This is a genomic window from Roseivirga sp. (assembly GCF_034669765.1).
Classification (GTDB): Bacteria; Bacteroidota; Bacteroidia; order Cytophagales; family Cyclobacteriaceae; genus Roseivirga.
In genome coordinates this window covers 35,919-51,940 of the sequence record NZ_JAXMOQ010000008.1, presented here as the reverse complement: position 1 = coordinate 51,940, position 16,022 = coordinate 35,919, and the positions used below count along the sequence as shown (strand labels likewise).

General features: G+C 40.6%; 18 protein-coding genes. 4 read left to right on the top strand and 14 right to left on the bottom strand.

The window, feature by feature from the left end; genetic code table 11:
- Nucleotides 1–18 precede the first annotated feature (18 nt).
- Together trpA and aroF are read left to right on the top strand one after the other, a co-directional pair.
- The gene (gene trpA, locus VOI17_RS15425; protein ID WP_323758125.1) at nt 19–792 is read left to right on the top strand and encodes a tryptophan synthase subunit alpha; all 774 of its coding nucleotides are present in this window, start codon (nt 19–21) and stop codon (nt 790–792) included.
- Between the two features lie 185 nt (nt 793–977).
- Nucleotides 978–1,988 carry a 3-deoxy-7-phosphoheptulonate synthase gene (gene aroF / locus VOI17_RS15420; protein ID WP_323758124.1) on the top strand — a complete coding sequence of 337 codons (1,011 nt, stop codon included), beginning with the start codon at nt 978–980 and terminating at the stop codon, nt 1,986–1,988.
- An 89-nt stretch (nt 1,989–2,077) separates the two neighbouring features.
- Here the strand turns inward: aroF and VOI17_RS15415 are convergent, their stop codons facing one another.
- Nucleotides 2,078–2,503 carry a response regulator gene (locus VOI17_RS15415; RefSeq protein WP_323758123.1) on the bottom strand — a complete coding sequence of 142 codons (426 nt, stop codon included), beginning with the start codon at nt 2,501–2,503 and terminating at the stop codon, nt 2,078–2,080.
- Nucleotides 2,500–3,708 carry an ATP-binding protein gene (locus tag VOI17_RS15410; RefSeq protein ID WP_323758122.1) on the bottom strand — a complete coding sequence of 403 codons (1,209 nt, stop codon included), beginning with the start codon at nt 3,706–3,708 and terminating at the stop codon, nt 2,500–2,502. Before VOI17_RS15410 ends, VOI17_RS15415 begins: the two co-directional genes overlap by 4 nt.
- A gap of 328 nt (nt 3,709–4,036) precedes the next feature.
- Here VOI17_RS15410 and VOI17_RS15405 point away from each other — a divergent pair, with 328 nt between their 5' ends.
- The gene (locus VOI17_RS15405; RefSeq protein ID WP_323758121.1) at nt 4,037–5,515 is read left to right on the top strand and encodes a DEAD/DEAH box helicase; all 1,479 of its coding nucleotides are present in this window, start codon (nt 4,037–4,039) and stop codon (nt 5,513–5,515) included.
- A 168-nt stretch (nt 5,516–5,683) separates the two neighbouring features.
- On the opposite strand, the gene VOI17_RS15400 is transcribed toward VOI17_RS15405, so the two are convergent.
- The 11 genes from VOI17_RS15400 to VOI17_RS15350 all read right to left on the bottom strand — a co-directional run bounded on the left by VOI17_RS15400 (nt 5,684) and on the right by VOI17_RS15350 (nt 13,502).
- On the bottom strand, nt 5,684–6,388 hold the full coding sequence (locus tag VOI17_RS15400; protein WP_323758120.1) for a hypothetical protein: 705 nt from the start codon (nt 6,386–6,388) through the stop codon (nt 5,684–5,686).
- Entirely contained in the window at nt 6,381–7,088 is a 708-nt protein-coding gene (locus VOI17_RS15395; RefSeq protein WP_323758119.1) for a hypothetical protein, read from the bottom strand. The genes VOI17_RS15400 and VOI17_RS15395 overlap by 8 nt, the downstream gene beginning before the upstream one ends.
- A complete protein-coding gene (locus tag VOI17_RS15390; RefSeq protein ID WP_323758118.1) occupies nt 7,085–7,771 on the bottom strand; it encodes a hypothetical protein in 687 nt (228 codons plus the stop codon). Before VOI17_RS15390 ends, VOI17_RS15395 begins: the two co-directional genes overlap by 4 nt.
- On the bottom strand, nt 7,768–8,106 hold the full coding sequence (locus tag VOI17_RS15385; RefSeq protein WP_323758117.1) for a PadR family transcriptional regulator: 339 nt from the start codon (nt 8,104–8,106) through the stop codon (nt 7,768–7,770). The genes VOI17_RS15390 and VOI17_RS15385 overlap by 4 nt, the downstream gene beginning before the upstream one ends.
- 341 nt (nt 8,107–8,447) lie before the next feature.
- On the bottom strand, nt 8,448–9,107 hold the full coding sequence (locus tag VOI17_RS15380; RefSeq protein ID WP_323758116.1) for a 3-oxoacid CoA-transferase subunit B: 660 nt from the start codon (nt 9,105–9,107) through the stop codon (nt 8,448–8,450).
- A gap of 139 nt (nt 9,108–9,246) precedes the next feature.
- Nucleotides 9,247–9,945 (bottom strand): CoA transferase subunit A, encoded by a 699-nt coding sequence (locus VOI17_RS15375; protein WP_323758115.1) that lies wholly within the window; start codon nt 9,943–9,945, stop codon nt 9,247–9,249.
- A complete protein-coding gene (locus tag VOI17_RS15370) occupies nt 9,935–10,888 on the bottom strand; it encodes a bifunctional riboflavin kinase/FAD synthetase (RefSeq protein ID WP_323758114.1) in 954 nt (317 codons plus the stop codon). Before VOI17_RS15370 ends, VOI17_RS15375 begins: the two co-directional genes overlap by 11 nt.
- Complete coding sequence (gene truB / locus VOI17_RS15365) at nt 10,885–11,595, bottom strand: tRNA pseudouridine(55) synthase TruB (RefSeq protein ID WP_323758113.1); 711 nt, start codon at nt 11,593–11,595, stop codon at nt 10,885–10,887. The genes VOI17_RS15370 and truB overlap by 4 nt, the downstream gene beginning before the upstream one ends.
- Nucleotides 11,595–12,386: an undecaprenyl-diphosphate phosphatase gene (locus VOI17_RS15360; RefSeq protein ID WP_323758112.1), complete on the bottom strand. Its 792-nt coding sequence runs from the start codon at nt 12,384–12,386 to the stop codon at nt 11,595–11,597. Before VOI17_RS15360 ends, truB begins: the two co-directional genes overlap by 1 nt.
- The gene (locus VOI17_RS15355) at nt 12,386–12,601 is read right to left on the bottom strand and encodes a DUF3098 domain-containing protein (RefSeq protein ID WP_323758111.1); all 216 of its coding nucleotides are present in this window, start codon (nt 12,599–12,601) and stop codon (nt 12,386–12,388) included. Before VOI17_RS15355 ends, VOI17_RS15360 begins: the two co-directional genes overlap by 1 nt.
- 1 nt (nt 12,602) lies before the next feature.
- The gene (locus tag VOI17_RS15350) at nt 12,603–13,502 is read right to left on the bottom strand and encodes a cell division protein FtsX (RefSeq protein ID WP_323758110.1); all 900 of its coding nucleotides are present in this window, start codon (nt 13,500–13,502) and stop codon (nt 12,603–12,605) included.
- A 320-nt stretch (nt 13,503–13,822) separates the two neighbouring features.
- On the opposite strand from VOI17_RS15350, the gene VOI17_RS15345 reads away from it, so the two are divergent.
- Nucleotides 13,823–14,224: a DUF2147 domain-containing protein gene (locus tag VOI17_RS15345; protein WP_323758109.1), complete on the top strand. Its 402-nt coding sequence runs from the start codon at nt 13,823–13,825 to the stop codon at nt 14,222–14,224.
- Between the two features lie 5 nt (nt 14,225–14,229).
- On the opposite strand, the gene VOI17_RS15340 is transcribed toward VOI17_RS15345, so the two are convergent.
- Nucleotides 14,230–15,777 carry an SDR family oxidoreductase gene (locus tag VOI17_RS15340; RefSeq protein WP_323758108.1) on the bottom strand — a complete coding sequence of 516 codons (1,548 nt, stop codon included), beginning with the start codon at nt 15,775–15,777 and terminating at the stop codon, nt 14,230–14,232.
- Nucleotides 15,778–16,022: the final 245 nt, after the last annotated feature.

The following is a 16,022-nucleotide window of genomic DNA, read 5'->3' as shown; positions in this document are numbered from 1 at the left end:
GACCCAAGACACACAAAAATGAACAGAATAGATAAATTATTTCAGGACAAAAAGGAGCGCGTATTGAACGTGTACTTTACTGCGGGTTATCCTCAGCTGTACGATACCACGACAATTTTAGAAGCGCTTGAAACTTCGGGTGCCGACTTAATTGAAATTGGAATTCCGTATTCCGATCCCATTGCCGATGGCCCGACCATTCAAGAAAGCAATGGGGTGGCTTTGGAGAATGGCATGAGTTTGAAAGTGCTTTTTGATCAATTGAAAGACATCAGAGACAAGGTTTCGGTGCCGATTGTGCTGATGGGCTATGTCAACCCAATTGTGCAGTTTGGTATGGAGAACTTTTGCGCGAAGTGCGAAGAAGTAGGGGTGGACGCGGTAATTCTACCCGATCTGCCGATGTTTGAGTATTTAGAGATTTATAAACCGATGTTCGAAAAACATGGGCTGTACAATATCTTCTTAATTACTCCGCAAACTTCAGAAGCGAGAATTAGGCAAATAGATGAGAACTCAAACGGCTTTATCTACATGGTATCGTCAGCGAGTACCACTGGGGCAAAGACCAGCATTTCTCTAGATCAATCCGACTATTTCGCTCGCGTAAAAAATATGAACTTGAAAAACCCGACCCTCATCGGTTTTGGTATTTCGAATGCAGAAACCTTTGACAAAGCCTGCGAAAATGCCAATGGAGCCATTATTGGCAGTGCTTTTATTAAAGCCATTTCGGAAGAAGGGAGTTTAGAAGAGAAGATCTCTGGTTTTGTTAAATCTGTGATTGAGTGAAGAGTTATTAGTAAATAGTGTAAGAGGTGTTAACTCAGTAGCTATTTCACTTAATAAATCATATTGCAAATAATGAAGGGAGTTACGTACATCATAAATCGTATATCGTAAATTAAAAATATACCATCATAGTCAAGTTTATAGCTCTCACTATCGACCAATGACTATTGACCAATGACTAAATCATGATTATACAATTCGAAAAAGACATTAACACGGCACAGAAAGAGGCCATTGTCAATAGAGTAAAAGGTTTGAAATATAAACCGACCACCGTGATTACCCAAAAAGGAGAATACCTGATTGGAACGGGGAAAAAGGATTTTGATATCCGTGAAATCGGCCATATGGAAGGTATCAGCGATATTCATATCGTATCGGATGACTACAAACTGGTATCGAAGAAGTGGAAGGTAAAACCGACCATTATCGATCTTGGTGATGGGGTTGTGATTGAAGAAGGCGGTTTCCAGATTATGGCTGGTCCATGTTCTATCGAAAGTGAAGACCAGATCAGAAAGGTGATTGCTCACTTGAAAGAAAACGACATTTCTATTATGCGAGGTGGTGTGTACAAACCTAGAAGCTCGCCTTACTCTTTCCGTGGTTTGGGAATCGAAGGTTTACAACTCTGGTATCAATTGGCCAAAGAGGCAGGCATTAAAATCATTACCGAAGTAATGCAGGTTTCTCAAATTGCTGAAATGTATCCATACACCGATATCTATCAGGTAGGGGCGAGGAACACCCAGAACTTCAATCTTTTGGATGAACTGGGTAAAGTGGATAAACCTGTAATGATCAAGCGTGGTATTTCTGGCACCATTGACGAACTGCTTTCTTCTGCCGAATATGTTTTCAGTGGAGGAAATGAAAGGCTTTTGCTTTGCGAAAGAGGTATCCGTACTTATGAAAGCGCCACAAGAAACACCATGGACTTGAATGCGATTGCGGTATTAAAAGAGAAAACACATTTGCCTGTGATTTCAGATCCTTCGCATGGTATTGGTATCCGTGACTTTGTAGAACCTATCGCTTTGGCCAGTATTATGGCAGGTGCCGATGGCGTAATCTTCGAGACCCATGAAAAACCAGAAGAAGCCTATTCTGATGGTCAGCAAACGCTAAATTTCGAAGAATCTACAAAGATGATCAACAGAATGCGCAAGACTTTTGAGCTGAGAGAGAGCTTTTGAATTGAGAGAGAACTATGATTTTTAAACCTGTGAGTCTTCTAGACTGACAGGTTTTTTTGTTTAAAGGCAATGATTGAACTCTTGGTTGACTAGATATTCTCTGAAAAATGTTTTTCAATGATTTTATCCAGCATATCAAAAGTCATTGGTTTCTTCTCAAACTCAGAAATTTCAGAAATTTGCAGTGCTCTTTCCTTATCATCAGGATCATAAGATGTAGTGAGCATCACAATAACCATCTGTTTTTTTATATCCTCGGATAGCGCCTGATAAGCTTCTATAAATGCCCACCCGTCCATTACAGGCATATTGATGTCAAGGAAAACTAAAGAGGGTAGCGTTTTTTGTGCATCGCTGTATTTGCCACTGCTAGTTAAATATTCGAGGGCCTGTTTTCCGTTTAAGGTGGTGACTATCTGCTCTACCACATTGGACTTTTTTATAATTACTTGGTGAATGAAGTTGGTAGCATCATCATCATCGATCAATAATATGCAGTTCAACTTTTTGTTCACAGATTTTTAGTTTTGGTAATGGTAAAATAGAAAGTACTACCTTCAAACAATTTCGAATTCACCCAAATGTTTCCACCATGCAATTCCGCTATCTTTTTGCAGTTCGACAAACCAATGCCTGTTCCTTCGTAATTGTTCCTATTGTGAAGCCTTTTGAAAATTACAAAAATCTTCTCTTTATCTTTTTGATCAATACCAATTCCATTGTCTTTTATGGAGAATAACCATTCTTGATCAAGTTCCTTAGCTGAAATATCTATTTCTGGTGCTGTGTCTTTGTCTATGAATTTCATCGCATTAACGATCAAATTTTGAAATAGCTGCCTCAATTCTGTTCTATAGCCTTTAACGATAGGCAGGTCTTCAATTATGATTTTTGCATTATTTTCTTTTATTGAAAGTGAAATATCTAATAATACCTCTCTGAGGACCTCATTACAATCAATTTCGATTAAATCTCCTAGTTTTCCAATTTTCGAATAGTCCAACAGTCCTTTAACTAGCTTTTGCATTCGATTGGCCGATTCGTTGATGAATTTGAGATAAGTATTACCTCGTTCATCTAATCTTCCTTTATACTCATCTTGGAAAAGCTGATTGATACTCGTTAATGTCCGAAGTGGTTCTTGCAGATCATGGGAAGCGATATAAGTAAACTGTTCGAGTTCTTTATTCTGTCTTTCCAGTGCCTTGTTTTTAGCAATAAGCGCTTGCTCAAAATTGTTCCGTTCTATTTCATGAGCTACTCGAACGGCTACGATTTGTAGAATGGTTTCAATTTCTGAGGCATTTGTAATAGGCTTAGTGTCTAATAAAGCAATCAGCCCAATGGCTTGTCCCTTCGAATCCCATAAAGGAATTCCTATATAGCTTTCAGCTTTCATTTGTGCCAGCATGTCATCTTCAGGGAATAGCATTTGAACATTGCTGGTATAAACACAGAGACTTTTACCAACTACATTCTCGCAAGGAGTGTTTAGGAGCGGGTATGAAATGTTCGTTTTCACTACTCCAGAATCAACAAATGTAATCGTCTCTACATTACCTTCTTTGTCACTAATCCTATCAATGAGTACATAAGCCATTTCTAAATTCTCACTTAAGAACATAGCAAGCGAATCATAGAATGAAGATTCATTTATTGTCCAGCCTTTTTGAGCAATAAAGAACAGGGTATCGTCAACTAATTTTTTATAGTCGTTCACATTTTTGAACTTTGTTTGAGATAGAGTATATACACTTCCATTTGCGACAATGTCAAATATATGGAGATGAAGGAAGTTAGTTTTATTTAATGTCTGTTCCTAAATTTCAGCTTAATCCGCGTTACTTCCTTTTCCTTTTGTTTCTGAAACTCTTAATAAAACCCAACTATGGCGAAAATTCGGTGTACCTTTGCATTGCACTTCGAAATGGCTTGTGAAATTGACCAGACATTTCTTCTGCTTAATATTTTAACATAGTCAAATCATCAAGTGGCAAGCCTCACCGTTTTGTGTGCGCTCTCGTTCACTTGTTTCGTAATTAATTTATATGTCATTTAAGTCATTAGGGCTTTCTGATTCGCTTTTACATGCGATCACAAAAAAGGGTTATACTGAGCCATCTCCCATCCAAACAAAAGCAATTCCACCAATTTTAGAGCGAAAAGACATTTTAGCGTCAGCTCAAACAGGAACAGGAAAAACGGCAGGCTTTGTCTTGCCAATGCTTCAGATTTTGTCTGAAGCGAAACAAGCGAAGAGAAGGCCAATTAGGGCTTTGATCTTAACGCCTACACGTGAGCTCGCAGCTCAGGTATATGAAAATGTAAAAGAGTACAGTGAATTCTTGAGTATTGAATCTACAGTGATTTTTGGTGGAGTAAACCAAAACCCACAAGTACGTGCTTTGCGTATTGGAGTAGATATTTTGGTAGCCACACCAGGTCGTTTACTCGATTTATACAACCAAAGAATGCTTTCTTTAAGTCAGGTAGAAATTCTAGTATTAGATGAAGCCGATAGAATGCTCGATATGGGTTTTTTACGCGACATCAAGAAGATATTGGCCTTAATGCCTGCAAGGCGACAGAATCTATTGTTCTCCGCTACTTTTTCTACAGAAATTAAGCAATTGGCAGGCAGTTTTATGACTGACCCAATTTTGGTGGAAGCTACGCCAAAGAACACCGCAGCTGAATTGGTAATTCAGAAGGTATATCATGTAGATAAACCCAAGAAAACCTCTTTAGTGACTAAGCTGATTAATCAAGGCAACTGGAGTCAGGTATTGATTTTTACCCGAACCAAGCACGCGGCCAACAAGCTAAGTGAAAAACTAACCAAGAGTGGAATTACCTCTTTGGCGATTCATGGTAACAAAAGCCAGGGCGCAAGAACGAAGGCTTTGGAAGGTTTTAAGAATGGAACCACGCGAGTTTTGGTTGCCACGGATATTGCAGCCAGGGGTTTGGATATTCCTTTACTTCCTCATGTTATCAACTTTGAGTTGCCGAACGTGTCTGAAGATTACGTGCATAGAATTGGACGTACAGGTAGGGCAGGAGCAAGTGGAGAAGCCATCTCTTTGGTGAGTCATGATGAGCACGATTTGGTGCATGGTATTGAGAAGCTATTAAGGCAAAAGCTTGATATCGAAGTGATGGAAGGTTATGAGCCAAGTGCGACTCCTCCATCACCAAAAGATGAACCAAGAAGGTCAAGTGGAGGCAGAAAACCAGACTTCCGTAAAGGAGGCTCAAGCGGAGACAGTCAGCGAAGAACTGGCGGTCAAGGTGGTCAGCGTAGAACTGATGGACGAGACGGAGGCCAGCGTAAATCTGGTGGTACTGGCGGACAACGTTCAGGCGGTGGAGGTAGCCCAAGAGGCAACTCAGGTGGTCAACGTCCAAGTGGTGAAGGATCAAGAGGAAATTCTGGTGGCTCACGTTCTGGCGGTGGTGCTCCAAGAGGTAATTCTGGCGGCCAACGCAGTGGAAATTCAAGACCGAATAAAGGAAATAGAGATTAAGGTTAAACCCCTGATCAAGTAAAATATAAGGTCTGCTGATTTATTTCAGCAGACCTTTTTTTGTGGTGTTTAAGCTGAGGCTATTAATCGCTTGTTGGTGAAGAACACCAACAAGGGTGAAGTAGAACTGTTTCTTTTCTTTCCTTGAGGATACGAAGGGTCTAAAAACTACACCGCCACCTCAGGCATATACTTCTCCCACTTTTCGTTTACCGTGGCAATGCCCCATTTCAGCAAATCATAATTGATGAAAACGGTAAGCGAGGTTAACACAAAGCCAGCAATAAATACATAAATAAATGCCTCAGAACCTTGCTCATAGAGTGTTTCAGTAGCGACACCAAAGACATGACCAAATAGAAACTGAGTAATGTACAGACCATAAGCACTCATTTTAACAAAGCTTGACTTTTTGTCCCATCGTTTCATCTTTTTCCAGAATAGTAAGTACGGTATTACGGCCAAAAGAAACCCATAAACCATGAAGCCAGTGCGGAGAAAGGCTCCTCTTTCGTTAGCCGGATATTGGGTTAAAAGAAAATAGCTTATGGCGGTCAATGCAATAGGGATGAAGATTTTAGTGCTACTAAAATAGGAGAGAAGCTCTTTAAAGAACTGTCGCTTGAAACGCTGAAGCAAACCACCCTCAATTGATTCTGCCAAAGTAGATAAACCATAAATCCCGAAGGAGGAATGTGCTTTCGTTATGGCCAAATCAAAGTTTATGTATGGCTGCTCTTCGAGCAATGCCTCTACCTTACTCGCCATATGGTCGAGCGCTTCCATTTCCACTTCGATGGTATTGAAGCCTCTTTTGTTGATAAAGGTTCTAATGGCTGCAATCTGGTCTGTTGTTAGTGGTGTGCTAGGCATATTTCAACCATTTTTCAGTGAATGAATTTATGGACCATTTCATAATAGAGACGCTAATCAATGCGGATAGGGTTATCAACACAAAAGTGAGCGTGAATAGAAATGGAAAAGCACGACTTCCATCCGTGAACTCGATACGCGTAATATCACCTAAACCTCTAGCGAATAGAAAAAAAGTAATATAAAAGCCGACTATGGAATTCTGAATCACAAGTGATTTCTTACCCCATTCCTTAAATGTCGTCCAATAATTATAGATAGGTATTGAGCTTAATAGCAAGCCATAAAAGAAGAAGCCACCCATAATGGTTATGGCTGTAAGGTTTTCAAAAAAAGTTTGTTGAATGGAAAAGCCTAGAATAATCAATCCAAGGAGCACCAAAGCTTTAGGGGTAGTGAGATAAGAGATTAATTCTTGTTTGAACTTCCTTCTGCTCCCCACCTTAATACCTTCAAGAATAGCATCCTCAAAAGTAGCAAAGCCAAAAATGCCTAGGTCTGCATGTGCTTTAGTTATGGCCAAATCAAAGTTCATATCGGGTTTTTCTTCGAGCAATGTTTCTACCTTACTGGCCATATGGTCGAGCGCTTCCATTTCCACCTCAATGGTGTTGAAGCCTCGCTTATTAATAAACGCCTTGATTGCTGCTATTTGCTCAACGGTAAGCGACATGGTACTTTGATTTTGAACTAGTTTCATGAGAGTTCTAGTTTAAAAATGAACCTCTCTTTTAAAAGCTTGAGGTAAGTGAATCCGAAAAGCAAAAAGAGAGTGGATAAGCAGACCGTCACTATAGGGTAGGCGTTTAAAAATATTTTGAAATTATCTCTTCCAATGAAAATTGGAATGACTAAACTTCCACCAACATTCAGAAGGGCAATAGGGAGGTTTACAGCGGTTAATAGCCATGAATTCAGGTTGTTACTAGTGTAGGGTAGTTTTTGTCTTTTGCAATGAAGATAAAAACGGATTAAACCATAAAAAACCACAAATATTGGTAATACTAAGCCAATACCAAAAGAGAAAAGTACGATGAACCTATCCCCAAATTGCTGAGCTCCGAACTGAATGAGCATGAATGAAACCATAACAAAGCCTATCGCTGGCCAGCCAAATAAGCCAAAGAAAATTTCTTTAGCACGTTTCCAAATCATGTTTTTTCTGATTATATTTTGCTCATTTACGATTTTCAGCATGCCCTTTGTGCCTCCAAAGGCAGGTTGGGCTACATCGCGGATGTAGGTGCTTAGGTCAAGCACATGGCTCTTTTCAAAACCAGTAGCAATATGGTCGTAAAACTCTTCGAAGGGCTCTTGGTGTTTTATTTCTACTGCCTTGAGGTACTTCACTAATATGTCGTGCTGTGCTGTGGTTAGGCTCATCCCATGCCTAATTTAGGGTTCAATAACTTATGTAAATTCAACAGAAACTCTTCTAGTTCGGCTACTTTGGTTTGGGCTTCGGCATTTCCTTCTTTGGTAAGGGAGTAGTATTTTCGGATGCGATTATCTACCTTTTGTGTTTCGGTAGAAAGCATTCCTTCGGCTTCTAATTTATGAAGGGTAGGGTATAAGGCGCCTTCTGTGATTTTGAATTCACCTGCGGTAATTTCCTTTACCCGTTGCGTGATTTCGTAACCATACATTTTTTCGTTCTCTTCCAACAGCTTGAGAACAATGGTGGCCAGACTTCCTTTTAATAATTTACTCGATGACATACACAAGTATACATAATTTTCTTATGCATAAGAAACTTGGGTATGTAAATTTTTATCGTGGGTAAGAGATTAACATTCTGAGTCTAATTTTCTACTTACTCAGTTGACAATAAAAAAATCACCGTCATTCCGATGAGCCTGTAGTGCAACGAAAGGTGAAGAAGGAATCCGTCTATAAAAGTTAGCCTATGCTAAGAACAGACGGATTCTTTCTTCCTCGTTCCTCGTCATCAGAATGACGCTTCGAATGGGCCTATTTAGACGTCATCCTGAGCTAGACTCAGGATCCGTTTATAAGAGCTTTGAACCTTCCTATTCCTGAATTGCCAAAGAACTAAAAGTCAAATCTTCATCTCAGGAATATCTCCCTCGATGATTAGTTTACCTGCGGTGGCGGCTTTGATTTCTTCTAAAGTTACGCCTGGTGCCCTTTCTAAAAGTCTAAAACCACCTTCGGGAAGGATATCTAAAACAGCCAAATCGGTTACAACTTTCTTAACGCAACGCAAACCCGTGATGGGTAAACTGCATTCGCTCAAAAGTTTGGAATCACCACTGCGGCTGCAATGCTGCATGGCCACGATAATATTGTCGGCAGAGGCTACAAGGTCCATAGCACCACCCATTCCTTTCACCATTTTACCTGGAATTTTCCAGTTGGCAATATCTCCATTTTCAGACACTTCCATGGCTCCCAAAATAGTAAGATCTACATGACCGCCTCTAATCATCTCGAAGCTCTGAGAAGAGCTAAAAAGCGCAGAGCCTTTAGCAGTGGTTACCGTTTGCTTGCCTGCATTGATCAAATCTGCATCTACCTCATCTTCTTCCGGAAAAGGGCCAATGCCCAATAATCCATTCTCAGACTGAAGCACCACACTAATGTTTTCGGGAATAAAATTGGCTACAAGGGTGGGAATGCCAATCCCCAAATTGATATAAGTACCATCTTGAACTTCCTGTGCTATTCTTTTCGCAATGCCTATTTTATCGAGTGCCATGGTGTTAATTTGAAAATTGGTGACGTATTAACTTGAAGATAAGGTAATTTGATGATTTAAGAATGTGTTGATCCGATGTGACTTTAGTTCATTGATTCATTAACTCAATCATTAATTATCAAATTAACACATCATCAAATCATCTAAGCCTAGTCGTTCTCTGTTCTATTCGCTTTTCATAATCTTTACCTTGGAAAATACGCTGAACGTAAATACCGGGAGTGTGAATATGATTCGGGTCTAACTCGCCCGGTTCTACCAGTTCCTCCACTTCGACTATGGTGATTTTACCTGCCATAGCCATCATTGGGTTGAAGTTTCTGGCGGTTCCTTTGAAAATCAAGTTGCCTGAAGTATCGCCTTTCCAAGCTTTTACTAAAGCGAAATCAGCCTTAAGCCAGTTTTCAAGCAAATACATTTTGCCATCGTATTCTCTGGTTTCTTTGCCTACGGCCACTTCGGTGCCGTAGCCTGCCGGGGTGTAAAAAGCAGGAATTCCAGCCCCACCAGCCCTGATGCGCTCGGCTAAAGTGCCTTGCGGAATAAGGTCTACTTCCAATTCACCAGAAAGTAATTGTCTTTCGAATTCAGCATTTTCTCCTACATAAGAGGAAATCATCTTCTTTACCTGACGGGTTTGAAGCATTAAGCCAATCCCGAAGTCATCAACGCCTGCGTTGTTTGAAATACAAGTCAGTCCGTTTACTCCCGTTTTCAACAGGGCAGAAATACAGTTTTCTGGAATACCACAAAGCCCAAAACCACCTAACATCAATACTGCATTATTAGGAATGTCTTTTACAGCTTCATCAGCATTAGCAACTACCTTATTGATCATGATTTTTTGATTTATAATTTGACAAACAAGCCTTTACAGCAATCTCGTCTTTCTTCAGTTGGTCTTTAAGTGCATTCACCGAACTGAATTTTTCTTCTCTACGAATCAAATCTATAAACTCTACGCTAATTTCAGAATCGTAGATGTCTTCATCGAAATCGAAAATGTGTACTTCGATGGTTTTGTCATCGCCACCAATGGTTGGGCGGTTGCCAATGTTGAGCATGCCGTCTCTTTTTTCGTACTTGTTACATACCTGAACGGCATAAATGCCATCGGCTGGAATAAGTTTATAGCTTTCTTTTACGTGAATATTGGCAGTAGGATAACCAATGGTTCTTCCAATTTTCTGTCCGTGCACCACCATTCCTGCTACTGAATACGGACGGCCAAGGTATTCGTTGGCAGTTTTTACATCTCCGGTTTCTAAAGACCTTCTGATCTTGGTAGATGACACCCCGATTTCGTCAATGTCTTGTCTTGGAATCTCTTCCACTTCGTAACCATATTTTGGAGCAAACTCTTGAAGTTCTTTCAATCCTCCATCCCTGTTTTTTCCAAAGCGGTGGTCGTAGCCAATGATCAATTTTTTGGTATGAACGCGCTCACTCAAAATGATACGAATGTATTCTTCGCTGTTCATTTGGGCAAACTCTTGGGTAAAGGGGATTTTGACCAAATGGTCGATACCGTACTTTTCTAAAACCGTGGCCTTTTCAGGAAAAGTGGTAAGGAGTCTTAAGGAATTATCCCAAGGCTTGAGTACTTGGCGCGGATGTGGCCAGTAGGTAATTAACACGGTTTCCCCACCAATTTTGTCGGCTTCTTCGCGCAAGCGGGCGAGTATTTTTTGGTGGCCTACGTGTACGCCATCAAAAGTACCGCTGGTAACTACTGCATTGCGTAGCTCTGTAATATCATTTGTTCCGAGATGAATTTTCATTCTATCGTTTTCACGTAGTTTATAAAGTCTTCAAGTTGCCAGGCTTCATCAACCGAATGTTTACCAATTTTAGTTCGCCTTAATGAACTTAAATGTGCGCCAACCCCCAATTTTTCTCCAAAGTCATTGGCCAACGTACGAATATACGTGCCTTTTGAGCAAACCACCCTAAAGTTGACTTTAGGTAAATCTAAACTTACTATTTCAAATTCCGAAATGGTTATTTGCCTTGATTTCAATTCAACGTCTTTACCAGCTCGTGCTAAATCATAAGCACGTTTTCCATCTACTTTAATGGCTGAGAAAATTGGAGGTGTTTGGGCAATTTCACCAATGAAATTTTTTGTGTTTTGGTGAATTTCTTCTGCTGTTAAATGTGAAATATCAACAGCGGGTGTTGGTTCGGATTCCAAGTCATAGCTGGCGGTAGTGCTGCCCAAAGTAAAGCTGCCCGTGTATTCTTTCACATCGGCCATATAGCTATCAATCGTCTTTGTTTTTTTACCTGTGCAAAGGATCAAAAGCCCAGTAGCTAAAGGGTCTAAAGTGCCAGCATGGCCTATTTTCTTAATTCCGATGTTGTACCTGATTTTCTTAACAACCCCAAAAGATGTCCATTCTAAAGGCTTGTCGATTAGAATGACCTGACCGTTTTTGAAATTTTCTTCTTTGCTGAGGGATGGATCTATTTCTAAGGACTTCGGCATTATATAAAGGTGTAGATTATTGCACCTAAACCTACGGCTAAACAATAGAATGAGAAATATTTCAATTGACTTTTCTTCACCAAGGCGATCATCCACTTACAAGCAACAAGGCCTGCTAGAAAGGCAGCTAAAAAGCCAACGATAAGGGAAGTACTTTCAATTTGACTTGACGCGATGTCGCCACTAAGGATGTCTTTGGCTACTTTCCCTAAGATTAACGGGACCACCATTAAGAAGGAGAAACGAGCGGCCTTTTCTCTGTCGATACCCAAAAGCACAGCTGTAGAAATGGTAGCTCCGGAGCGGGAAATGCCCGGTAAAATGGCAATGGCTTGTGCAATCCCAATGGTGACCGCATTGGGCATTGAAACCGCTTTGTCTGTTCTTTTGGCTTTGTCGGCTAAGAATAGTAGGCCAGCAGTGAGAATTAGCATACAGCCTACCAATAGTAGCTGTCCGCCAAAAAGTGATTCAATTTCTTCATCGAAGAGCACGCCAATAACGGCTGCAGGAATCATGGAGACTACTATTTTCAGGGAGTATTTGAACTGGTCGTTGTTCTTGAACTGGAAAAGACCAGTAACCAATTCGGTGATTTCTTTTCTAAAAATGACTATTGTACTTAGGGCAGTGGCTGCGTGGAGCACTACCGTCATCAATAAACTTTCTTGTGGAACGCTGGTGTCACCTAAAATTGCCTTGACGATTTCTAAATGACCACTGCTGCTTACCGGTAAAAACTCTGTTAATCCTTGAACGATACCAAGGATAATGGCTTCAATAATGGTCATTAATCGTTCTTAGCTTTCTTGAAAATGGCGAAAAACTCAATGATAAAGCCAGCGAGAATGATGATTGGACCTAATGTCATTCCCAAGAAACCTTGGCCTTGAGGATTGCTTTCCAAAGACATTACGATGAAACCTAAGAGCAAAACGCCTAACCCAATGAGCATCCACTTATAGTTTTCTTTCCCGAAGGCGAAATTGTTTTTGTTTTCAGACATATCAGTATAGTTCGTCTAGTGACATTTTTAAATATTTATTCATGGCCCTATAGGTGCTGATAAAGGCAATAAAGCTTCCCAGAATAATGAGCAAGCCGTAAAGCGCCATGATGAAAACCTCTTGCTGAAGTTCTACTAACCTTTCTATTTTGGTATTGGCAAATTGAAGCAACCCATAAAGCAATAGGGCAGAAATAACTCCGGCTATGGCTCCGTGGAAAAGGGCTCTTTTCAGAAATGGTTTTTTAATGAAACCACTGGTGGCACCCACCAACTGCATACTACGAATTAAAAATCGCTGAGAGAAAAGTGCAAGTTTAATGGTGTTGTTGATCAACATGACCACCACAATTAGAAGAATGGTGGCAAATCCCATCAGGATCAATCCGATGTTTCTAAGGTTTTTATTGATGGAATCTACAAGGCTTTCCACAAAGGTGACTTCGAATACGCCACTAATGGCTTCAATTTTATTACCAATGCTATCGAGTTTAGCATTGGTCTGGAACTCAGGAGCAATGTTCACCACTAAGGCATCACGCAGTGGGTTGTCGCCTAAGAATTCTGAAAAATCCTCGCCTGTATCTTTTACAAATTGCTTGGCTGCTTCCTCTTTCGAAATGAAAACGATTTGAGGATTTTCTTCTTTTTTGAGAACGTAAGGACTTGTGGAAATTTCACGCTGAATGCGATTACGCTGGTTTTCTGAAGTGTTTTTGTTGAGGTACACCTGAATCTCGATATTCTCTTGAATCACCGAAGTGAGTCGGTTGGTATGTAAAAGGAGCATTCCGAAAAGCCCCACCACAAATAAGGCCAAGGCCACACTAAATATGACACTGCCGTATTGGTATGAACCAACCTTTTTCTTCCTTCTGACTTTCTTTTCTTGTTTGTTCACGATCGCTTAAACTCGTTCAAAAATAGTAATTTATTCATTCAGAGAACTGTCTATTCCAGTTAATATTATTTAATGTGAGATAGAATTGAAGAGTAGAGGTAGAGTTGAATTTATAATGCGGTCATATGAAAAATGTGTCTGATAATTTTGCGCTCTATAGATAAGCGATTATTTCGCGAATGAATTAAAGCCTTGGCAGGTTTTTTGAATACGCACAATCTTTAATCAAAGCCTTCGTCTTTTAGAACAATAGATCGCTTGATAAGGTTGAAACAGAGTTATTACCTATGAAATTAATTGTCACCGTATTTTTTTTAACGATGTCTGTTTTTAAAGCACCATCTGATACTTCAGATACCATTTTGGGTGTTTGGTGGACAGAAGGGAAGAAGGCGAAAGTGAGTATTTATAAAGAAGACGGCCGCTATTCGGGTGAAATTATTTGGTTAAATGCCAGTGCCAATGGCGATCAAATCATCCGAGATTCAATGAATGAGATAGAAAGGTTGAAGGAAAGGCCACTTTTAGGTGTTGATTTGATTGAGGGTTTAACCTTCAAAGATTCGAAATGGGTGGGAGGAAAAGTATATGACCCTGAAAAAGGAAAATCATATGATTGCATTATCAAACTTGATGGCGATCAACTAGAGGTAAGGGGCTATATGAAAATGCCCATGTTCGGTAAATCGGTATTTTGGAAAAGGGTGAATGAGGCCAACTGATTTGCTTACCAGGAAGTGGGTTTGTAGTCTTTTAAGAATTTTCCGCACCAGTGTTTTCCAGTATTAATTCCATCAAACAAAGGATCCATTACTCTTGCCGCACCGTCCACAATATCTAATGGCGGCTGAAAATCATGCAGTTCTTCTTTTCTTCTGGCCAATTCTGCTGGGTCTTCGTCTGTTACCCAGCCCGTATCTACCGCATTGGTGTAAATCCCATATTTAGCCAAGTCCGATGCCGAAGTTAGCGTCATCATATTCAAAGCAGCTTTGGCCATATTGGTGTGCGGGTGGCGCGATTCTTTATGAAACTGGTGGAATTTACCTTCCATGGCCGACACATTGATGATGTGTTTGATTCCAGTATTTTCCTTTTTCATCAGGTTTACCAAACGGTTGCACAATACAAAAGGAGCAACGGAATTCACCAATTGTACTTCCAGCATTTCGTTGGTGTGTACTTCGCCTAGTTTCAATCGCCAACTGTTGGTTTTTCTTAAGTCCACCTGCTGTAAATCTGCATCCAGCTTCCCTTCAGGGAAGACCTCTTTGGCGGTAAGCGAATTGTCAATGCTGTAAGGGATTTGAGAGAGCTGGGCCGAAGCGCTTAGGCCAATGCCCAATTGTTTGCCGTGCCAGCTTACAGGTAAATTCTTGTTTTCGCCTTCAGCAAAACCAGCACTTAAAGTTCTTAATTCTTGTATACAGTCGTTGTGATCAGCCAAAAGGTCTTGAGCGAAAGGCATCAATTCTTCAAACTTGAGCCTTTCATTGGGCATCAAATGCGAATAGAAACCAGAGGGACGTCTTACGGTTTGTGCCGCATTGTTGATCAATATGTCGAGCCTGTCGTATTGCTGTTCTATGAAATTGCAGAAGATTTCTACGCTAGGGATATGCCTTAAATCTAAGCCGTGAATGTTTAAACGGTGCCCCCAATCTTTGAAATCGGCTTCTTTAGAAAAGCGCAAAGCTGAATCAATAGGGAAGCGGGTAGTGGCGATTACGGTAGCTCCTGCCCTCAGCATCATCAAAGTAATGTGGTAGCCGATCTTCAACCTAGAACCCGTGACCAGGGCGACTTGGCCGGTGAGGTCTGCGGTTTGAAAACGTTTGGCGTAATTGAAGTCACCACATTCCTTGCACATGGTGTCGTAGAAATGGTGAAGCCTATTGAAAGTGGTTTTGCAGACGTAACACTCTCGTGGAGATTCCAGTTCGACTTCTTTTTCATGTTCCTTGCCAGTAAGGTCAATCATGGTTGGAGCAATAAAGATGGAGGCTTCCCGCGCACTTCTAATGCCAGTGGCATTTCTCGCGTCTTTGTCTTTTGCTGCTATTTTCTTCTTGATTACTTTTTTAGCGCCTCTTTTACGACTTAAAAGTTCCTCTTTGCTCGGACGAGAAAAGGTGCCTGCCGCTATAATCAAAGCCAGTCGTTCTTCTTTAGGGATATCGAAGATTTGGTTAGTGTTGCTATTCAAAGTCTCCAATACCGCAATACACTGGCGAATCTGTTCTGGACTTAATTTGGAGGACTCTTCTTTCGACATGTTTATTACTTAGCCCGCAAAAGTAAGATTATAAGCGTTGATTTCCATTTATCGAAGAGAGTGTTTTCCATTATACCAATCCTCCCAACCTCCTTCTCCAAGGAGGAGTGGTCGCAGTATCATTTATGCTGCATAACCCTGAGGTGCGTTATCTGTTAGGTGATCTCTATGAGAGGAAGTGAATTTTAGTGAGAGCAATTAAAAAGCCCTCCATTATTGAAAGATCAACGCTGGAGGGCTTTTGT

Excerpts from the sequence above, each read along its gene's own strand:
- trpA (WP_323758125.1), top strand. The coding sequence starts at position 19 with ATGAACAGAATAGATAAATTATTTCAGGACAAAAAGGAGCGCGTATTG.
- VOI17_RS15360 (WP_323758112.1), bottom strand. The coding sequence starts at position 12,386 with ATGACCATTATTGAAGCCATTATCCTTGGTATCGTTCAAGGATTAACA.
- VOI17_RS15355 (WP_323758111.1), bottom strand. The coding sequence starts at position 12,601 with ATGTCTGAAAACAAAAACAATTTCGCCTTCGGGAAAGAAAACTATAAG.
- VOI17_RS15395 (WP_323758119.1), bottom strand. The coding sequence starts at position 7,088 with ATGAAACTAGTTCAAAATCAAAGTACCATGTCGCTTACCGTTGAGCAA.
- VOI17_RS15375 (WP_323758115.1), bottom strand. The coding sequence starts at position 9,945 with ATGATCAATAAGGTAGTTGCTAATGCTGATGAAGCTGTAAAAGACATT.
- VOI17_RS15380 (WP_323758116.1), bottom strand. The coding sequence starts at position 9,107 with ATGGCACTCGATAAAATAGGCATTGCGAAAAGAATAGCACAGGAAGTT.
- VOI17_RS15370 (WP_323758114.1), bottom strand. The coding sequence starts at position 10,888 with ATGAAAATTCATCTCGGAACAAATGATATTACAGAGCTACGCAATGCA.
- aroF (WP_323758124.1), top strand. The coding sequence starts at position 978 with ATGATTATACAATTCGAAAAAGACATTAACACGGCACAGAAAGAGGCC.
- VOI17_RS15385 (WP_323758117.1), bottom strand. The coding sequence starts at position 8,106 with ATGTCATCGAGTAAATTATTAAAAGGAAGTCTGGCCACCATTGTTCTC.
- truB (WP_323758113.1), bottom strand. The coding sequence starts at position 11,595 with ATGCCGAAGTCCTTAGAAATAGATCCATCCCTCAGCAAAGAAGAAAAT.
- VOI17_RS15340 (WP_323758108.1), bottom strand. The coding sequence starts at position 15,777 with ATGTCGAAAGAAGAGTCCTCCAAATTAAGTCCAGAACAGATTCGCCAG.
- VOI17_RS15405 (WP_323758121.1), top strand. The coding sequence starts at position 4,037 with ATGTCATTTAAGTCATTAGGGCTTTCTGATTCGCTTTTACATGCGATC.
- VOI17_RS15400 (WP_323758120.1), bottom strand. The coding sequence starts at position 6,388 with ATGCCTAGCACACCACTAACAACAGACCAGATTGCAGCCATTAGAACC.
- VOI17_RS15390 (WP_323758118.1), bottom strand. The coding sequence starts at position 7,771 with ATGAGCCTAACCACAGCACAGCACGACATATTAGTGAAGTACCTCAAG.
- VOI17_RS15345 (WP_323758109.1), top strand. The coding sequence starts at position 13,823 with ATGTCTGTTTTTAAAGCACCATCTGATACTTCAGATACCATTTTGGGT.